Origin of the sequence: Shewanella septentrionalis, from assembly GCF_025370265.1 — a bacterium.
In the GTDB taxonomy this organism is placed as follows: Bacteria; Pseudomonadota; Gammaproteobacteria; order Enterobacterales; family Shewanellaceae; genus Shewanella; species Shewanella hafniensis.
The window spans coordinates 37,161-52,922 of record NZ_JAMTCC010000024.1; the positions used below are offsets into that span (position 1 = coordinate 37,161).

Annotated in this window: 12 protein-coding genes; 5 read left to right on the forward strand and 7 right to left on the reverse strand. The window is 47.0% G+C overall.

The genetic code is table 11. The annotated features are described in order from the left end of the window. The first annotated feature begins 22 nt into the window (after window positions 1-22). Together NE536_RS14490 and NE536_RS14495 are read left to right on the forward strand one after the other, a co-directional pair. Complete coding sequence (locus NE536_RS14490) at window positions 23-895, forward strand: 6-carboxytetrahydropterin synthase (protein ID WP_106650772.1); 873 nt, start codon at window positions 23-25, stop codon at window positions 893-895. Window positions 896-1,340: 445 nt separating this feature from the next. Next, window positions 1,341-2,204, forward strand: a complete 864-nt coding sequence (locus NE536_RS14495; RefSeq protein ID WP_261273124.1) for a M23 family metallopeptidase — start codon at window positions 1,341-1,343, stop codon at window positions 2,202-2,204. 151 nt (window positions 2,205-2,355) lie between these two features. On the opposite strand, the gene NE536_RS14500 is transcribed toward NE536_RS14495, so the two are convergent. From NE536_RS14500 to NE536_RS14510, 3 genes are all read right to left on the reverse strand, one after another. Then, entirely contained in the window at window positions 2,356-2,616 is a 261-nt protein-coding gene (locus NE536_RS14500) for a DUF5062 family protein (protein WP_106650770.1), read from the reverse strand. 307 nt (window positions 2,617-2,923) lie between these two features. Then, a complete protein-coding gene (locus tag NE536_RS14505; RefSeq protein ID WP_261273125.1) occupies window positions 2,924-3,604 on the reverse strand; it encodes a VOC family protein in 681 nt (226 codons plus the stop codon). Window positions 3,605-3,747: 143 nt separating this feature from the next. Further along, a complete protein-coding gene (locus NE536_RS14510) occupies window positions 3,748-4,260 on the reverse strand; it encodes a L,D-transpeptidase family protein (protein WP_106651838.1) in 513 nt (170 codons plus the stop codon). A 172-nt stretch (window positions 4,261-4,432) separates the two neighbouring features. On the opposite strand from NE536_RS14510, the gene NE536_RS14515 reads away from it, so the two are divergent. Together NE536_RS14515 and NE536_RS14520 are read left to right on the forward strand one after the other, a co-directional pair. Further along, a complete protein-coding gene (locus NE536_RS14515) occupies window positions 4,433-5,287 on the forward strand; it encodes an ion transporter (protein ID WP_106650768.1) in 855 nt (284 codons plus the stop codon). A 47-nt stretch (window positions 5,288-5,334) separates the two neighbouring features. Further along, window positions 5,335-6,882, forward strand: coding sequence for an MATE family efflux transporter (locus NE536_RS14520; RefSeq protein ID WP_261273126.1), 1,548 nt, complete (start codon window positions 5,335-5,337; stop codon window positions 6,880-6,882). Window positions 6,883-7,131: 249 nt separating this feature from the next. Here the strand turns inward: NE536_RS14520 and NE536_RS14525 are convergent, their stop codons facing one another. Then, window positions 7,132-7,329, reverse strand: a complete 198-nt coding sequence (locus tag NE536_RS14525; protein ID WP_011847029.1) for a DUF2986 domain-containing protein — start codon at window positions 7,327-7,329, stop codon at window positions 7,132-7,134. A gap of 362 nt (window positions 7,330-7,691) precedes the next feature. Here NE536_RS14525 and yqfB point away from each other — a divergent pair, with 362 nt between their 5' ends. Beyond that, on the forward strand, window positions 7,692-8,009 hold the full coding sequence (gene yqfB / locus NE536_RS14530) for a N(4)-acetylcytidine aminohydrolase (protein WP_126491762.1): 318 nt from the start codon (window positions 7,692-7,694) through the stop codon (window positions 8,007-8,009). A 128-nt stretch (window positions 8,010-8,137) separates the two neighbouring features. Here yqfB and NE536_RS14535 read toward each other — a convergent pair whose 3' ends face one another. The 3 genes from NE536_RS14535 to NE536_RS14545 are packed head-to-tail and all read right to left on the reverse strand — an operon-like array spanning window position 8,138 to window position 15,516. Next, the gene (locus NE536_RS14535) at window positions 8,138-11,185 is read right to left on the reverse strand and encodes an efflux RND transporter permease subunit (protein WP_011847027.1); all 3,048 of its coding nucleotides are present in this window, start codon (window positions 11,183-11,185) and stop codon (window positions 8,138-8,140) included. Then, window positions 11,182-14,439, reverse strand: a complete 3,258-nt coding sequence (locus NE536_RS14540; protein WP_115334448.1) for an efflux RND transporter permease subunit — start codon at window positions 14,437-14,439, stop codon at window positions 11,182-11,184. The genes NE536_RS14535 and NE536_RS14540 overlap by 4 nt, the downstream gene beginning before the upstream one ends. Window positions 14,440-14,451: 12 nt before the next feature. After that, window positions 14,452-15,516, reverse strand: coding sequence for an efflux RND transporter periplasmic adaptor subunit (locus NE536_RS14545; protein ID WP_107947900.1), 1,065 nt, complete (start codon window positions 15,514-15,516; stop codon window positions 14,452-14,454). Window positions 15,517-15,762 lie beyond the last annotated feature (246 nt).

The window sequence follows — 15,762 nt, forward strand, 5'->3', positions numbered from 1 at the left end:
GTTTTTCTGCCGAGGAGCGTTAATGCAATTGTTTGTCAAAGATTTAACTGTGATCGATTTTTCCTATTTGTGCCCAAAGCGCGGCATGGTGGGGGAGAGTTGGATTGTCGATGTTCTGCTTGAGGGCGGATTAGACGAGCAAAACATGGTGCTCGATTTTGCTAAAGTCAAACGTACGATCAAGCAGACCATAGATGCGGTGGCCGATCATCGTTTATTAGTGCCTACGGCCTGCAGTAGTGTGCGATGGCAGCAGCAGGGCGATAGAGTGTGGATGGATTTTGATAGTCAGTTAGGTGAAATTCATTTGGCCTGTCCTTCCCAAGCCTTTGCCTTAGTGCCGACCGAAGAGATTGATATTCCCAGTGTGAATGCCTTTTTACAGAAAGCGTTACGTGAAGCTTTACCTAAGAATGTCGAAGGGATCACGCTCACCTTGAGACATGAAATCCTCGATACGCCTTACTACCATTACAGCCATGGTTTACGTAAACACGATGGTAATTGTCAGCGTATCGCCCATGGACATCGTAGCCCTATTCACGTTTATGAAAATGGCAGCCCAGCACCAAAGTGGGATGAGTATTGGGCCAAGCGATGGCACGATATTTATTTGGGCAGTGAAGAGGATTTAGTTTCAGTTGACACTCTCAATCTTTCGTCGCAAACACGGATCACCGATAGCAGCCACTATGGTTTTCACTATCAAGCGCCCCAAGGGGATTTCCAATTGGCAATGCCAAAGGAATGCTGTGATTTAATTCCCCACGACACCACGGTTGAGTTGTTAGCCGATTATATTGCCACGACATTAGTCGCTAAAGTGCCAGGAAGTCAGTTTAAAGTGGTGGCGTTTGAAGGTGTAGGTAAAGGCGCGATTGTGTCTAAGGGATAAGCGCTAAGTTTGGGTAACTAAGTTTAGGTAAATAGAGCCGAGTAAATATAAATTACTTGCTGAATGAGCCTCGGCAGATTGTCGGGGCTTTTTTGTGTCTTCATAACCTTAGATAAAGCGCGATTGCTATTGTATGCAATACATCATTAGGTATTTGCGCCGCTGTGGATCGATTTTTAGGGCGGGTTAGGTTAACGTGACGCATGGATTTAATCGGTCAGAGTATAGTGATTCAGTGTTAGCGATGAGTTAGTGGTGTGCTGGTGATGTGTTAGTGTCGTGCAGAACGCATTCAATGGGCATTGCCCTGAGTTGACCATCGAGAAGATTTTTTGTGAAGAGGTTTAGGGTTATGATGTTCGAGGCTAAGATGCCCGATAATAGAATATTAGGAACTCAGATTTTGGAAACTATTGGTTTGGGAAACGTTTCGGGAAGAAATAAGATGTTGGGAAATCGTTTAACGGCATGGTTAACCTTGGGCCTAGTGCTCATTGCGCCTCAGGTACAAGCTGAGGTGAGTTTACAGGGTAAGTTAGAGCAAGGCGCATTAATGCGGGGTCAAGCGCCAGCGGGCACTCAGATTAGCTTAAATGGTGAAGCCATTAAGGTCACGCCTGACGGTCATTTTGCCTTTGGTTTTGATCGCGACGGTGAATTGAGCCAGCAGCTAACCTTGGTTTATCCCGATGGTTTGATTGAGGTTAAGCCTTTAACTTTGGCCAAGCGTGAGTACGATATTCAAAGTGTCAAGGGCATTAGTTCTAAGATCATGAAGCCCGATCCCGTCGCGCAGGAAAGAGCGGCGAAAGACACGGCGCAGGTAAAAGCGGCGCGGGCAACATTTAGCGAGCAAACGGCTTTTTTACAGGCGTTTATTTGGCCGCTGACGGGGCGTATTTCCGGGGTTTATGGTAGCCAACGTATTTATAACGACGTACCCGGTAATCCACACTTTGGTGTGGATGTGGCGGCGAAAACCGGCACTGTCGTGGTAGCGCCCGCCGATGGTGTGATAAGCCTTTCTGTTCCAGATATGTTTTATTCGGGTGGGACTATGGTGATCGACCATGGCTATGGCGTAAGTTCGAGCTTTTTGCACTTGAGTAAGCTGTACGTCAACGCGGGTGAAGCGGTTAAGCAAGGTCAAGCCGTGGCAGAGGTGGGCGCAACAGGTCGTGCTAATGGCCCGCATTTAGATTGGCGAGTGAACTGGTATCAAATGCGCCTCGATCCCACAACCATAGTGCCACCCATGGCAACAGTGCTAGCGAATGAGAAAGCCAGTAAAGCGGCTAAAAAGGGCTAGGTTCGATATCCAGCTCTGGCTCAATTAAATGGCGCTATGATGCGCCATTTTTTATGATTCTTATCGTTAGCACTCAACAAGTTGGATTCTTTATATTTGCTTTCACTGCCCGCTTGCAGATAATGAGTTTCAACCGCTTAGCTCAAAAAGATTACTTCAATAATGGATGATCGGCAGGTAGCTGGCGGGTGATCCATAAAATCAGTTTGTGTTTCATGTTTGGCCCATCTTCTTTATCTTTGGCCAGTGGCTGGATTAAGTTGTCTGTGACCAATAAACGGTAAATACATTCCACTTTATCTTTGGGCGAGATGCCCTTGTCGAAGTCCGCATATCCGCGTTTTTTGGCATAGCCAATACCGATTTCCATGGCGAACTTCAATATTTGCGCTTCGTTCTTGTGTGGTTTCATTGGCGATCCTCTGTTTGCACATCGAATCCATCAAGTGGACTCGATAATGTACGTCTGATGGCATCTGCGAGTTATACGTCCTAAGTTACGCTAAATATGCTGTTTTCGAGATTTAATTTTGGCAATTTTTGACAAAACTACCAAAAAAAGGGCCTAAAGATGATCTGGATACTGAGTCTGAACACTGAACCTGATTGATATAGTCATCAACAGATTTGTTCGTTAAGACAAGTGCGGTAAGTGCCAATGGAAATCTAAGCTCAATGCTATCTTCTTGCAGATATTAAGCTCGCCTAAAATAGGCTGCCTACGTTTGCTCGCTGGCGATCACTGCTTTTATGCCATGGGGATGCACTTTAATGCACACATCATCGCGCTTAAAGGCAATCGTCGGATTGGCTAAACGCTCTTTATCCCCTTTGGGCGAGCTCATCTTAATTTTTATCCCAGCAAGGGATGCTAAGCTTTGTGAGATCAAGCCTTGTGAACTTAAGCCTTGTGAGCTTGACTGAACGGGCTCTGCAGTGTGATCCAATGGCAGTAAAGCGCTGAGTTTGGGATATAGTGCGAGTAAATCTTGGCTCAGGGTATCGCAATCTTTGGCTTTAGAATCAATGACTAGCTCTATGTGTTCCCAGCCTTCCTGCGGATAGACTTTGTCGCTGGGGTAGGGAAGTTCGACACAGGCAATGCTAAATTGCCCCAGCGTAAGTGGGATATCCAGTTCGATAATCAGAATCGTTCGACCATTGATGATATTGTCTGAAATGATCTTACCGACGCGGCTAAAGGCATAGCGCAGCGCATCGGCACTGGCGATGGAATTGACGCGCAGCGCGACATGATCGCAAACCAGTGCTTTATCCGCTAAGTCTAAGGTTTCAAGCAAGGCTAAAATTTGTGCTTCGAAGGCGGGCCAGCTTTGGGTTAATTGCTCATAGCTGATGATTTTGCTCTGCGGCGTGGCAGCTTCATTGGATGATGACATATAGGCTCCAAGGCATGTGTATTGCCGTTAGTTTTTATCCCTTACACAAAATCACGGGGATATAAAAACGCCCATTAAGCTGGGCGTGTTTGATGTTGTGACATTATCTATTCGGCGTGTTGCCATGGCTAAGTAGGCTTAGGTTACGGCCAAATTTCAATTGGCGTTCCTTCATCGACCACTTTCCACACTTCATCCATTTCGGCGTTGGTTATCGCAATACAACCGTCGGTCCAGTTGTATTGCTGGGCTTGTTCTGGCGGCAACGGCGACTTAGGGTTCTGACCGTGGATCATGATCATGCCTCCGGGTCTAATGCCTAAGGCTTTGGCTCTGAGTTTATCTTCTTCATTGGGATAGGAAATATGGATCGATTTATAATAGGCACTGTCGGGCTTTTTATAATCTAAGGTATACCGTCCCTGTGGTGTGCGTTGATCGCCTTCCTTTAATTTGTGTCCTGCGGGTAAGTCACCCATGGCAATGCGATATTGTTTGAGTATTTTGCCATCGCGCAATAAAGCCATACTGGATTCGGATTTTGTGATCACCACAAGATCCACTTTACCCATGCCTGAGGCATGTAATCCGGGTGAAACGAGTGCCGCGATAGTCACAGTGAGGGTGGTCAATGTGGAAAGTAGGGTGGCGCGCATGAATTCCTCGAAAATTAACACTAGTTGTTGGCTTTTTTCGGCATCATACCGCAATTTTATCCTGCTGTGAGTAGATAATTTTGAGCTGAATGCAATTGCATGGCAGACTCGTGGGATATTTATGATGTAATCCCAGAGCTACTCAGTTTGTTGCAAGGAAGTAAAAGCTTTTATGTCTGAAAACATTGAATCCGAAAGCCCACTAAAACGTCAATTACGCACCATTATTTTTGGCACTGATACCCCCGCTGGCCGCTATTTTGATATTGCCTTAATGGTGTGCATTGTGCTGAGTGTCGCTCTAGTGTTTCTCGATACGGTAGAAGTGTTTCATCGTGAATACGGGCAGATTATTCGCGTCTTGGAGTGGGTCTTTACGATTATATTCACCCTTGAATATGGCCTACGTTTGTATTGTGCGACTCATCCCGTGTTATATGCCCGCAGCTTTTATGGCATAGTCGATTTGTTATCTGTATTGCCAAGTTATCTGGCGTTACTGATCCCTGGCGCTAACTTTACCTTAGTCATCCGAATTCTCAGGTTATTCAGGATTTTCCGCGTACTCAAATTACTGCGTTATTTGAGTGAAGGGAATGTGTTGCTTAGAGCCATGATGCAGTCGAGTCGTAAGGTCTTTATATTTTTCTTCTCGGTCAGTTTGATCGTTATGGTGCTCAGTGCGGTAATGTATGTGGTTGAAGGGCCTGATAATGGATTTAGTTCAATACCTAAATCTGTCTACTGGACAATTGTGACTATTACCACTGTCGGTTACGGCGACATTACCCCTAAAACAGGATTAGGACAGGCGATTGCCGCTTTTACTATGCTGATTGGTTACTCAATTATCGCGATCCCTACGGGGATTTTAACCGCGGAGATATCCCAAGAAGTGGGGCGCCATCGAGATTTACGCTCGTGCAATCAATGCCATAAAACCGGCCACGATCTTGATGCCATGTACTGTAGCCGCTGCGGATGCGAGTTAGATAGCCTAGATGCCCCCGTTGAAAATGACGCTTAGTCATTGTTTTAGCTAACACTTATTATTTATGCAGGTAACACACACGTATGACGCAAGCCAAGTTTGTTGAAGGCCCCATATTACGTCACATCTTAGTGATGAGTTCGACTGCCGCTGTGGGGATTTCTGCCTTATTTGTGGTGGATTTACTGGATATCTTTTTCCTGAGTTTATTGGGGGAGCATGAGCTTGCGGCGGCTGTGGGTTATGCTGGCAGCATCTCCTTTTTCACGACATCCATTGGGATAGGCTTATCAATTGCTTTAGGCGCTTTAGTGTCTCGCTCGATTGGCGCAAAAGATGTGGTGTTAGCAAAGCGGCTATTGCTCAATAGCGCTGTTGTGACAACGCTGATTAGCGTGCTGGTGGCCACCGTGGTCACTACTTTCATCCCTGAGTTGGTTGCCTTAGTAGGCGCAAGTGGCCATACGGCTGAGCTCGCTGCCAGCTACTTGTATATCTTAGTGCCTTCCTTGCCTTTTATTTGTCTTGCGATGGCGTTCGGCGGGGCTTTGCGCGCCGTGGGTGATGCAAAGTTATCCATGATGTCGACCTTAGCGGGCGGCGGCGTTAATGCTGTACTCGACCCGATTTTTATCTTCTTGTTCGCCATGGGGATTGAAGGTGCGGCATTGGCATCCGTTTTAGCGCGGGTGGCGGTATTTTTAATTGCTGGCCGCGGCGTTGTAGTTAAGCATAAGTTGTTAGGTCATTTCGATAAGGCGCATTTTATCGCCGATCTAAAACCCATCTTTGCCATAGCGGGACCCGCGATGTTAACCAACGTGGCGACGCCTATCGGTAATGCCTTTGTGACCCGAGCCATTGCCGATTTCGGTGACGCTTACGTGGCGGGCTGGGCGGTGTTAGGGCGTTTAATCCCTGTGACCTTTGGGATGATCTTTGCGCTTTCGGGTGCGATTGGCCCTATTGTTGGTCAAAATTTTGGTGCGGGACAGTTTGACCGAGTGCGCGAGAGTTTAACGCGGGCGATTCAGTTTTGTGCTGTGTATGTGCTGGTAATGTCTCTGTTGCTGTTTGCGCTTAAGTCACATTTGGTCAATGTGTTTGATATGAAGGGCGATAGCGCCGATCTTATCCACTTTTTCTGTAGTTATATTGCGGTATTCTTTATCTTTTCGTGGATTTTATTCGTGGCGAATGCGTCCTTTAATAACCTCGGTAAGGCTAAATATTCCACCTTGTTTAATGTTGGTAAAGCCACCTTAGGCACAGTGCCCTTTGTGTATTTGGGTGCACTTTGGGGCGGGGTTTATGGCGTGTTGATTGGGCAAGTTTTAGGGTCTATTTTGTTTGGTACTTTAGGTGTGTGGGTTGCCTACCGTTTAGTGGATAAAGTGGCGGCGCAGGCCCAGTTGTCCGCGATGGCGAATGTTGGCGGTATCAATGCCGCTCCCCGTAATGTTGCGCTGAGTGAAGAGGAGGAAATCGCGAACTGTGTGGCGGAGAACCTGCCGAGTGCGACCAATCCACTTTCATCTTCTTGCGTGCAGATGGCGCAATTAACCGAGGAGCAAGAGAGTGAGTCGGTATTGCCAATAACGTATTTAGAAGAAGGCAAAAAGCCGAACTGACTTTAGCGGTTAATGGTTCACCTGTTTTAGTGCTGATACAAACTGTCAAATAACGATATTGAATCAAACATAAACACTCAAGCTGGTTCACCGCGCGCCGTTAGGAATACAGAAAAACAAAAATGCCACAAGATTGCTTGTGGCATTTTTGTTTTAAGCGGCGTTTGCAGTTAATCGAGTCGGGTTAACAATGCAAAAATAGGCCGCTAGAAAGCGTTATTCTGCGGTACGCCTATTCTTCAGTACTGCTTATTCTTCAATGCTTGGCGCGTCTTGTTGGCCTTCGACTTGTTCAGTCGTGGCTTCTAATGCCGCCATTTTTGCGCGATCGGCCTTAGAGATGTAACCTGATTTCGCTGGTGAGCCGATAGTCACGGGATCGACTTTATTCAGTCTGGCCTTAGCGCGTTTAGCTATTTTCTTGATGATCTTTTGTTTCTTGTTCATGACGTCTCTAATTTCGTTTCGCACCCGCTATGCGCAGGAATATGAGGCCAAGGGCTCAATTGAGGGCGGATTCTAACTCAATCTGAGCTAACTGACTATGTTTTGCTGAATTGTTTTACTGAAAACTGTCGAAAAGAACTGCAACTTTTTGTCGACTAATTTGGCGGTCAATTTGGTAATAGCCCGTTTTCACGTGAGTTTGACTCAAAGGGCTGTACAGGGATGAGTGCAATCGATGTCGAGTATTTTGCGCTATATGCTGTCAGTTGGCGTTAAAAGCCATTATATTGCCCCGGATTATTAGTGCAATAAACTGACGCCAATGTCATTTTTATTGCTCCTGTACTACCCGAGGATAAGCTGTGTTACTCACTAAAATCACTTTTTTCGAGCGTTTTGAACACGATATCTTAAGTGGCACGAAAACCATTACCCTGCGCGATGAAGCCGAATCCCATGTGATAACGGGGCAAATTCTGCCTGTGTCCACCTTCGAAACTGACCGCTGGTTTTGTGATATCCAGATTATCGATGTCACGCCAGTAAAGTTAACTGAGCTCACCGAGATGCATGCCAAACAAGAGAATATGACTCTGCCACAGCTACGCGATGTGATTGCAGAGATTTATCCCGGCCTTGAGCAATTGTTTATGATCCGCTTCAGGATTTTGTCGCAGTAATCTGTCACAGTAAAATGTGCAGTGAGACATTCTCGCTCAATTCTAAATAAAAAAGGCTGCGCTGCAGCCTTTTTGTTCATTGTTTTAATGTCACTTGCTTCAAAAGCATATTCAGTTGTTGAAGCTTGCTACACTGTCCAAGGTAGTAGCTTTTGAGCTACGCGGTCGGCTTGGCCTAAACGAATGGCGGCACGATGGCGCATTCGATACAAGGCTTGGTAGCACAAGGGTACTAAGTACAAGCTAGTCAAAGTCGAGAACGACAAGCCACCAATAATGGCGATTGCCATGGGCGAATACGGCGGGCCGCCGCCACCGATTTGGGTTTCACCCATCGCCAGTGGCACTAAGCCCAACACTGTGGTGCCCACTGTCATCAATACTGGGCGCAAACGCGTGATACACACATCTCGAATGGTGGCGGACAATTTGTCGAGATCCGGCGTCATCTGGTTAATTTGATCCACCAGAACGATGCCGTTATTCACCACAATTCCCATTAAAATCAAGATGCCTATCATGGCCATCACAGAAATAGGCGTGCCCGTGATGAACAGCGCCCAGAATACACCTGTGATAGAAAATAGGATTGAAGTGATAATCGCCGTCGGTAATAACAGAGACTCAAACAGCGCCGCCATCACGATGTAAATCATCGCGACAGCCAATAGCATATTGGTTGCCATCACATTCTGATCTTCATCTTGACGCTCGAATCCACCGCGTAATGAATAGTCGTAACCATTAGGGAAATGGATATTTTCCATCACTTGCTTGATCTTAGTTTGCGCTTCTTCCGTGGTGAGGTTTTCTAAGTTAGCGCCAATCGACAAAGAGGTTTGGCGATTAAAGTGCTTGATCGTATCGAAGCGAGGTTGGATTTCAATCTTCGCTAAGTTATCTAAGGTGTACACCCTTTGGTCGATGCGCACTATCGGTAACTGCTTGAGTTTTTCGAGCGACTTTTGCCACTCTTTCTCATAGGCCATTTCGATGCGCAGTTCGCCATTAGGATCGTGACGGAACGATCGCAGCGGTGAACCGCGCAGTGCCATAGAGATACTCGAAGCGATTTCATTGAGTTTTAAATCTAACCGCGCCGCCATTTGCCTATCGATGCGGATAACCACTTCCTGTTGCGCACCGTTAAGCTCAGAGCGAACATCTTGCATTCCTTTGATATTTTGCAGTAAAGGGATTACTTGTTCGCTTAAGTTAATCAGCTCAGAGGTTGAGCGACCTGTGAGCGTCACGCGCACACCAGAGTTGTCATTACCCCAACCAAATTGCGGTTTGGCGATCGAATACTTAGGGAAGCCGCTGCGGATTTTCTTTTTCAACTCATCCAGTGGCATAGGCAAGTCTTTCTTCAGCAATATCACTGATGAACCGTCGTCGGATGAGTAGTAGCTGTAGACAGAATCAATATGAAATTCCTCTTTATTCTTATAAAGATACTCTTCCATTTGATTGACCATTGCCTCAGTGACATTGAGATTATGCCGACCTTCCACTTGATAGTTGATGTAAATCCGCTCCTTGCTCTGGCTGTCTTCTTGATCCTGTTTAACCATCGACAGCGGCAGGGCGGTAGACGCGAGAATGGCCACCGCAATAAAGCCTGAACGCCAAGGCCTCAGCAATACCCAGTTAAGCGTATTGTTGTAGAAGCGCTGTAACTTACCGGCATCCTTCTCGGGCGCGATGTCGAAGTGGAACTTAGTCAACATCAAAGGGATCAAGGTTTTAGCAACCAGTAGCGATGCCGCAAGCGAGATACAAATCGCGATGGCAACATGCTCTAGGAAAATTGTCAGCTCCACTTTCACGCCAAAAATATTGGGTAAAAATACGATGGCAGTGGTCATAGTGCCCGCCAATACGGCGAGGGACACTTTATCGACCCCAGTCATCACTGACTCTTCATTATCCTTGGGTGATTTGCCTTGTTTCTCCTGCAGCACGCTCTCGGTCACCACCACAGCGTTATCAATTAACATACCAATGGCGAGCAAGAGTCCCATCATAGACAGGATATTCAAGCTGTAACCGAGTAAATACATGGCGGCGAGCGTCATACCGATGGAAATCGGCACAGACGACACGACCACTAAGGTCATTTTCAGATTACGCAGGAATAAGTACAGCACCACAAAGGACAGCAGGGCGCCAATTAAACCCGAAAACAGTAAGTCCATCAGCGAAGATTTAACCCCAGAGGCTTGATCTTCCATGATAAACAGCCGAATACCTTGGAACTGTTGATCTTGCTTCGCTAGTTCGATGACTTTTAGTACGCGTTCAGACACTTCGACTAAGTTAGCACCTGATTCCTTAAACACATCTAAACCGACAGCATAGTGCTGATCTAAATGGCGACCTTCGATACGCTCTGGCAAGGCAAACTGCACATCTGCAATATCGCCTAAGGTCAATCCTGGGATCAGCACCAGTGCTTTGATATCTTCAAGGTTTCTAAACTCGCCCTTCGGCGACACTTGGTAAACGATGTTACTGGCCCTAAGCGTGCCAGCACTAATCACAAAGTTTTCTCTGCCGAGGCGGGCTTGCAAGTCGGTAGCGGAAAATCCACTGGCGGCAAGACGGTCGGCATTGATGCGCACTTCAATTTGCTTTTGTTCAACGCCGTACAGGCTGACCTTAGAGACACCTTCAACACGTTCAAGCGGACGTTTAAGCTGTTTATCGAGTAAATCGAATGCGCCTGACAGCTCGCGGTCGCTCGATATACGTATCGTGAGCACAGGCATGTCGGCGGTGGAGAATTGGCGGATAAAGACCCGCTCAACATCCTTTGGCAATAAATGCCGCACCGCATCGATTTTTTCCCGCGCTTCTAGGCTCTTAGTGGCAACGTTTTCACCCCACTTCATGTTGATTTCGATTTCAGAGCCTTCTTGGGAAGATTCTGATTCGAGCTCATCAATCCCACCCATAGTGGCGAGGGATTCCTCCAGCACTTTGGTGATATCGCGCTCGACTTCAGCGGGGGTCGAGCCCTTGTAGGGCACTTGCACCACAATCTGCGGAATATCGATACCAGGGAACATTTCCAGCGGTAACAAACGACTCGAGGCGAGACCAAATAGCAAGATAGCAAAGAAGAACATGCTGGTGGTCACGGGACGCTTAATGGCTAAACGGGTGAGGTTCATGGGCGAGCCTCCTCAACGTCATGCGCGATATCTGTGGCTGCAACGTCATACACTTTACGGTCGAACAGGGCGTAGAGCACTGGTAGCACAATTAAGGTCAGTAAAGTCGATAAACTCAGACCAAAGATCACTGTAATCGCCATAGGTGCACGCACCTCTGAACCATCGCCTAACCCCAGCGCCATCGGCAATAAGCCTAAGGTGGTGGTGAGCGTTGTCATCATAATGGGGCGTAGGCGCGATTTAGCGGCGGCGCGAATGGCATCGAGTTTTTCAACACCTTCGCTACGCAGTTGGTTGATGCGATCCACAAGCACAATCGCGTTGTTCACTACGATACCCGCCAACATGATAAGACCGATAAACACCACCACACTCAAATGGGTTTGGGTGATATACAGGCCCAGCACGCTACCCGCCAATGCCATAGGCACGGCAAAGAGGATAAGCAAGGGATGCAACAGTGACTCAAACTGACTCGCCATCACTAAATACACTAAGAAAATCGCTAAGATAAGGGCAATTTTGAGTGACTGGAATGAGTGCTCCATTTCCTCATTTTGACCACCAAAGCGGGCTTGTACCGATGCCGGTAGCACCTGTTGCGACAGTATTTGCTGCGCCTGTGCCACCGCATCGCTTAAGTCACCGTAGGCGAGGTTAGCCGACACCAGTGCCACACGTTGCTGGCTGATACGGTTAATCGCCGAGGGGCCTAATTGTAATGACACTTCGGCAACCGCACTTAAAGCAATAGGTTGATTGCTGTTCGGGTTGATGATTAAGGCATCGATATCGCTGATTTGATCGCGCTCGGCGAGTTCACTGCGCACCAGAATATCAATCTTACGATCACGTACCGTGTATTGGCTGGCAATGGTACCGCCAACGCGCTGGGCAATGCGGTTCGCAACTGTTGGCGCATCCATTCCGAGCGCCGCTAACCTTGCATGATCGAAACGGATACTCAGCTCAGGTTGACCATCGCGCAGACTGGTATTCACGTCAGCAAAACGATCCGATGCGGATAATGCTTTGACTAGGCTATCGGCACTGCGCTTGAGCAAGTTCAAATCGTAACCCGTGAGCTCAATCTCCAGTGGCGTTTTGAAGCTGAATAACTCAGGTTGCTCGATTTTTGCTTCAAGTTCAGGAATGCGGCGCGCGGTATCACGCAGCACTTGAGTGATCGCGTTATAGGCACTGTGATCTGTCAGTACCACTTGTAAACGGCCCCAGTTTTCACCACCGCGAGCGGTATCCGAGGTCATCAAACCACCGCTACCGGCTTGGCTATAGGCATGTTTGACTTCGGGTCTGTCCTTGATAGACAACGCGAGTTGTTGCAAAACCTTATCGGTTTCACTCACCGCCGTACCTGGTGGCAGTAGGATCTCCACATAAAACTCGCCCTGATTCATTGGCGGAATAAGCTCCATACCTAGGCGAGGTAACAGGCTAATACATGCGCCCGTTATCGCAATGGTGAGCAGCAGTGTGGTCATTTGTTGACGCAGCGCCGAGGCTAGCAGCTTGTGATAAACCTTCTCGATACTGTGATAGACAAAGTTAAATCCTGAACTCAAAGGACGCATGATTAGACCGATAAGCCACGAGAAGAAGCGGCCTAAAATCAGCACTAAGGTCAACAATGCACTTGGTAAGTAACTAAACATTAATAGAATAGGGAAGGAAAACACAGTCGCGCTATAGTGTTTAAACTTACCCATTTTAGTGGTGGGTTTATCCTTAGGTGTGGTTTTTATCAGTGCGGGTAAGGTTTTAAAGCCTTCGCGCGATGCCAGCATAGGGATAGAGGTTAAGGCGACTAATAGCGAGGCCAACAGGGCAAACGTGACTGTTAGCGCTTGGTCAGAGAACAGAGCGCCGGCAATCCCATCGACAAAGACTAAGGGCACAAACACCGCAAGTGTCGTCAGTGTGGAGGCGAAAATCGCGCCTGCTACTTCTTTAGTTCCAGTGACTGCGGCGTCTAACTTACTCATGCCTTCGCTGCGACAGCGGTCAATGTTCTCTAATACCACAATGGCGTTATCGACTAATAGACCAATGGCCAGCGCGATACCGCCTAATGACATGATGTTTAAGCTGATATCGGCAAAATACATCATGTTAAAGGTCGCGATAACCGAGAAGGGGATCGAGATGGAAATAATCAGCGTTGGGATGATGTTACGCAGGAACAGGTAAATCACTAGCATAGATAATAAACTGCCCATCAGCGCCGAAGACGTGACTTCACTGACCGCACTTTCGATAAACTCGGATTGATCGTAAATCACTTCGAGTTTGTTTTGCTTAGGATCTTGATTAATTTTGACGAGTTCATCGCGCAGTTTTTTGGCGACGGCGACAGTGTTAGCATCACCTTCTTTATAAATCGCCAGTTCAATCGATTCTTGGCTACCGATGCGGGTGATATCACTGCGTTCTTTATAGGCATCCGTAATCGTAGCGACTTCGAATAAACGTACTAAGGTTTGCTCGTCGCGATAGACGATCACTTGACCAAGTTCATCTAGTGAATTGAATTGGTTTAGCGTCCGCACTAAGTATTCGCGATCACCTTGGATCACTTTACCCGCAGAGAGGTTAATGTTTTCCTCATTAATGCGACGTTTAATGTCGTCGGCATTGAGGTTAAGTTGCGATAGTTTTTCTTGATTGAGCTGAATGTGTACTTCTTGCTCTAAACCACCGGATAAACGCACGGCGGCGACCCCAGAAAGCGCTTCTAAGCGACGCTTAAGCTCTTCTTCTGCGTAGGTGCGCATTTGCTTAAGATCGGCTTCTGAGGCATTGGGCACAGACAACGCGAGACGCATGATTGGGTCAAGGTTGGGGTTAAAGCGCAGTAATAATGGCTTTTTAACATCCAAAGGCAGGGCGATAGTGTCGAGTTTTTCGCGCACATCTAAACTCGCCATGTCCATTGTGGTGCCCCATTCAAACTCAAGCACTACATCTGACATGCCTGAGCGCGAAATAGAGCTGATTTTACGTAAGCCTTTGACCACGCCAACGGCTTCTTCAATCGGTTTAGAGACGAGCTGTTCAACTTCTACTGGCGCCGCACCGTCATACATAGTGCGAATGGTTAATGTGGGATAGCTTAAGTCTGGCAGTAACTTCACCGCTAAGCGGGAAAATCCCACCATACCGAATAAAATCACCGCCAGCATGAACATCCACACCGTGACTGGCCGTTTAACGGAAGTGCTGATAATTGACATGAAAGGCTCCTATCAGTTCTTAGCGGAAGCAAGATCGAGTGGGGTGATCACTTCGACTAAGGATTGGTCTTTCAAGTTTTGCTGGCCACGGGTCACGACTTGTTCACCTGGGTTAATGCCTGCAATCACTTCTACAGAGTCACCTTCACGGTAGCCAATTTCGACTTCACGGCGGTTAGCATTAGTGCCATCGATAACATACAGAGCTTGCCTGTTATCTTGGTTAATCAGGGCGCTATAGGGAACGGTAATCACGTTTTCATGGGTGTCATACTTAAGCTCAACACGGGTAAACATGCCTGCTTTTAGGCGCGCCTCTTGATTCGGTACGGCTAATGTCACTTTGAACGTGCCACTTTGTGGGTCAACAATCGGGCTTATCCGCAGCACTTTGGCATGGATAGCATTTTTACTTTGTTGATTGCTGAACACTTGTGCTTCTTGGCCGAGTCTTAAGCTGGCAAGTTGTTGCTCTGGCAGATGGACTATACCGTGGAGTTCATCTTGATTAACGATATAAAACAAATCGCCAAATTCCTTCGCCATGTTGCCTGCTTTCACATAACGTTTAGCGACGACACCGCTAATAGGGGACAGTACGCGGCTTTCTTTGACTTGTAGCTCGGCAAGGTCTTTCTTGGCGATGGCGGCTTGCAAGTTATATTCAAGTTTGGCCATCGAATCTGCGCTGATAAATTCTTTGTTGCCCATTTTCTTCAGACGATTCAATTCCTGCTCAATGATTTTAACTTCGGCTTCTGAGCGGTCTAAATCGTATTGCTGTCTTTTGGCATCGATAACGGCGAGCACTTGACCCTTCTGCACGCGGTCACCTTCTTCAACGGCTAGTGATTCAATGAGTCCAGAAATGCGGCTGACGACATTGGCTTCTTGAGGCGCTTCTAAGGTGGCTGTTGTGCTGTAGAAAGATGAAACGTTTCCTTGCATCACTGTGGTGGTTTCGACGGGAATGGCATATTTTTCTTCTTTTTTAGCCATTTCTTCCTTACCACAGGCTGCTAGCATTGAAATCATTAGCAGGGGTAGGGCGAATTTAGCAATGTTTGACTTTTCCATAAGTGTGTTACCTGTTGTCTTTATTGTGATGCCATTTGATAGCAGAAACCGTGCCAACATTAAATATAGCTTAATTTCATATAGTTAAGCTATATTTAAGTTAAGGCTAATGTGCGAATTCCACTAAATGTAGCTAAAAAGTTTAAAAAGTGATGAGAATAACTAAAGGCGGTTAACAGCGGTTACGCAAGTAGGCAATTGCAACAATGTATTTTGTCTAACAAGGGGAGTGTCAAAGGGGATTTT

Coding starts and splice junctions, on each gene's coding strand:
- NE536_RS14490 (WP_106650772.1), top strand. CDS start 23: ATGCAATTGTTTGTCAAAGATTTAACTGTGATCGATTTTTCCTATTTG.
- NE536_RS14495 (WP_261273124.1), top strand. CDS start 1,341: ATGTTGGGAAATCGTTTAACGGCATGGTTAACCTTGGGCCTAGTGCTC.
- NE536_RS14500 (WP_106650770.1), bottom strand. CDS start 2,616: ATGAAACCACACAAGAACGAAGCGCAAATATTGAAGTTCGCCATGGAA.
- NE536_RS14505 (WP_261273125.1), bottom strand. CDS start 3,604: ATGTCATCATCCAATGAAGCTGCCACGCCGCAGAGCAAAATCATCAGC.
- NE536_RS14510 (WP_106651838.1), bottom strand. CDS start 4,260: ATGCGCGCCACCCTACTTTCCACATTGACCACCCTCACTGTGACTATC.
- NE536_RS14515 (WP_106650768.1), top strand. CDS start 4,433: ATGTCTGAAAACATTGAATCCGAAAGCCCACTAAAACGTCAATTACGC.
- NE536_RS14520 (WP_261273126.1), top strand. CDS start 5,335: ATGACGCAAGCCAAGTTTGTTGAAGGCCCCATATTACGTCACATCTTA.
- NE536_RS14525 (WP_011847029.1), bottom strand. CDS start 7,329: ATGAACAAGAAACAAAAGATCATCAAGAAAATAGCTAAACGCGCTAAG.
- NE536_RS14535 (WP_011847027.1), bottom strand. CDS start 11,185: ATGAACCTCACCCGTTTAGCCATTAAGCGTCCCGTGACCACCAGCATG.
- NE536_RS14540 (WP_115334448.1), bottom strand. CDS start 14,439: ATGTCAATTATCAGCACTTCCGTTAAACGGCCAGTCACGGTGTGGATG.
- NE536_RS14545 (WP_107947900.1), bottom strand. CDS start 15,516: ATGGAAAAGTCAAACATTGCTAAATTCGCCCTACCCCTGCTAATGATT.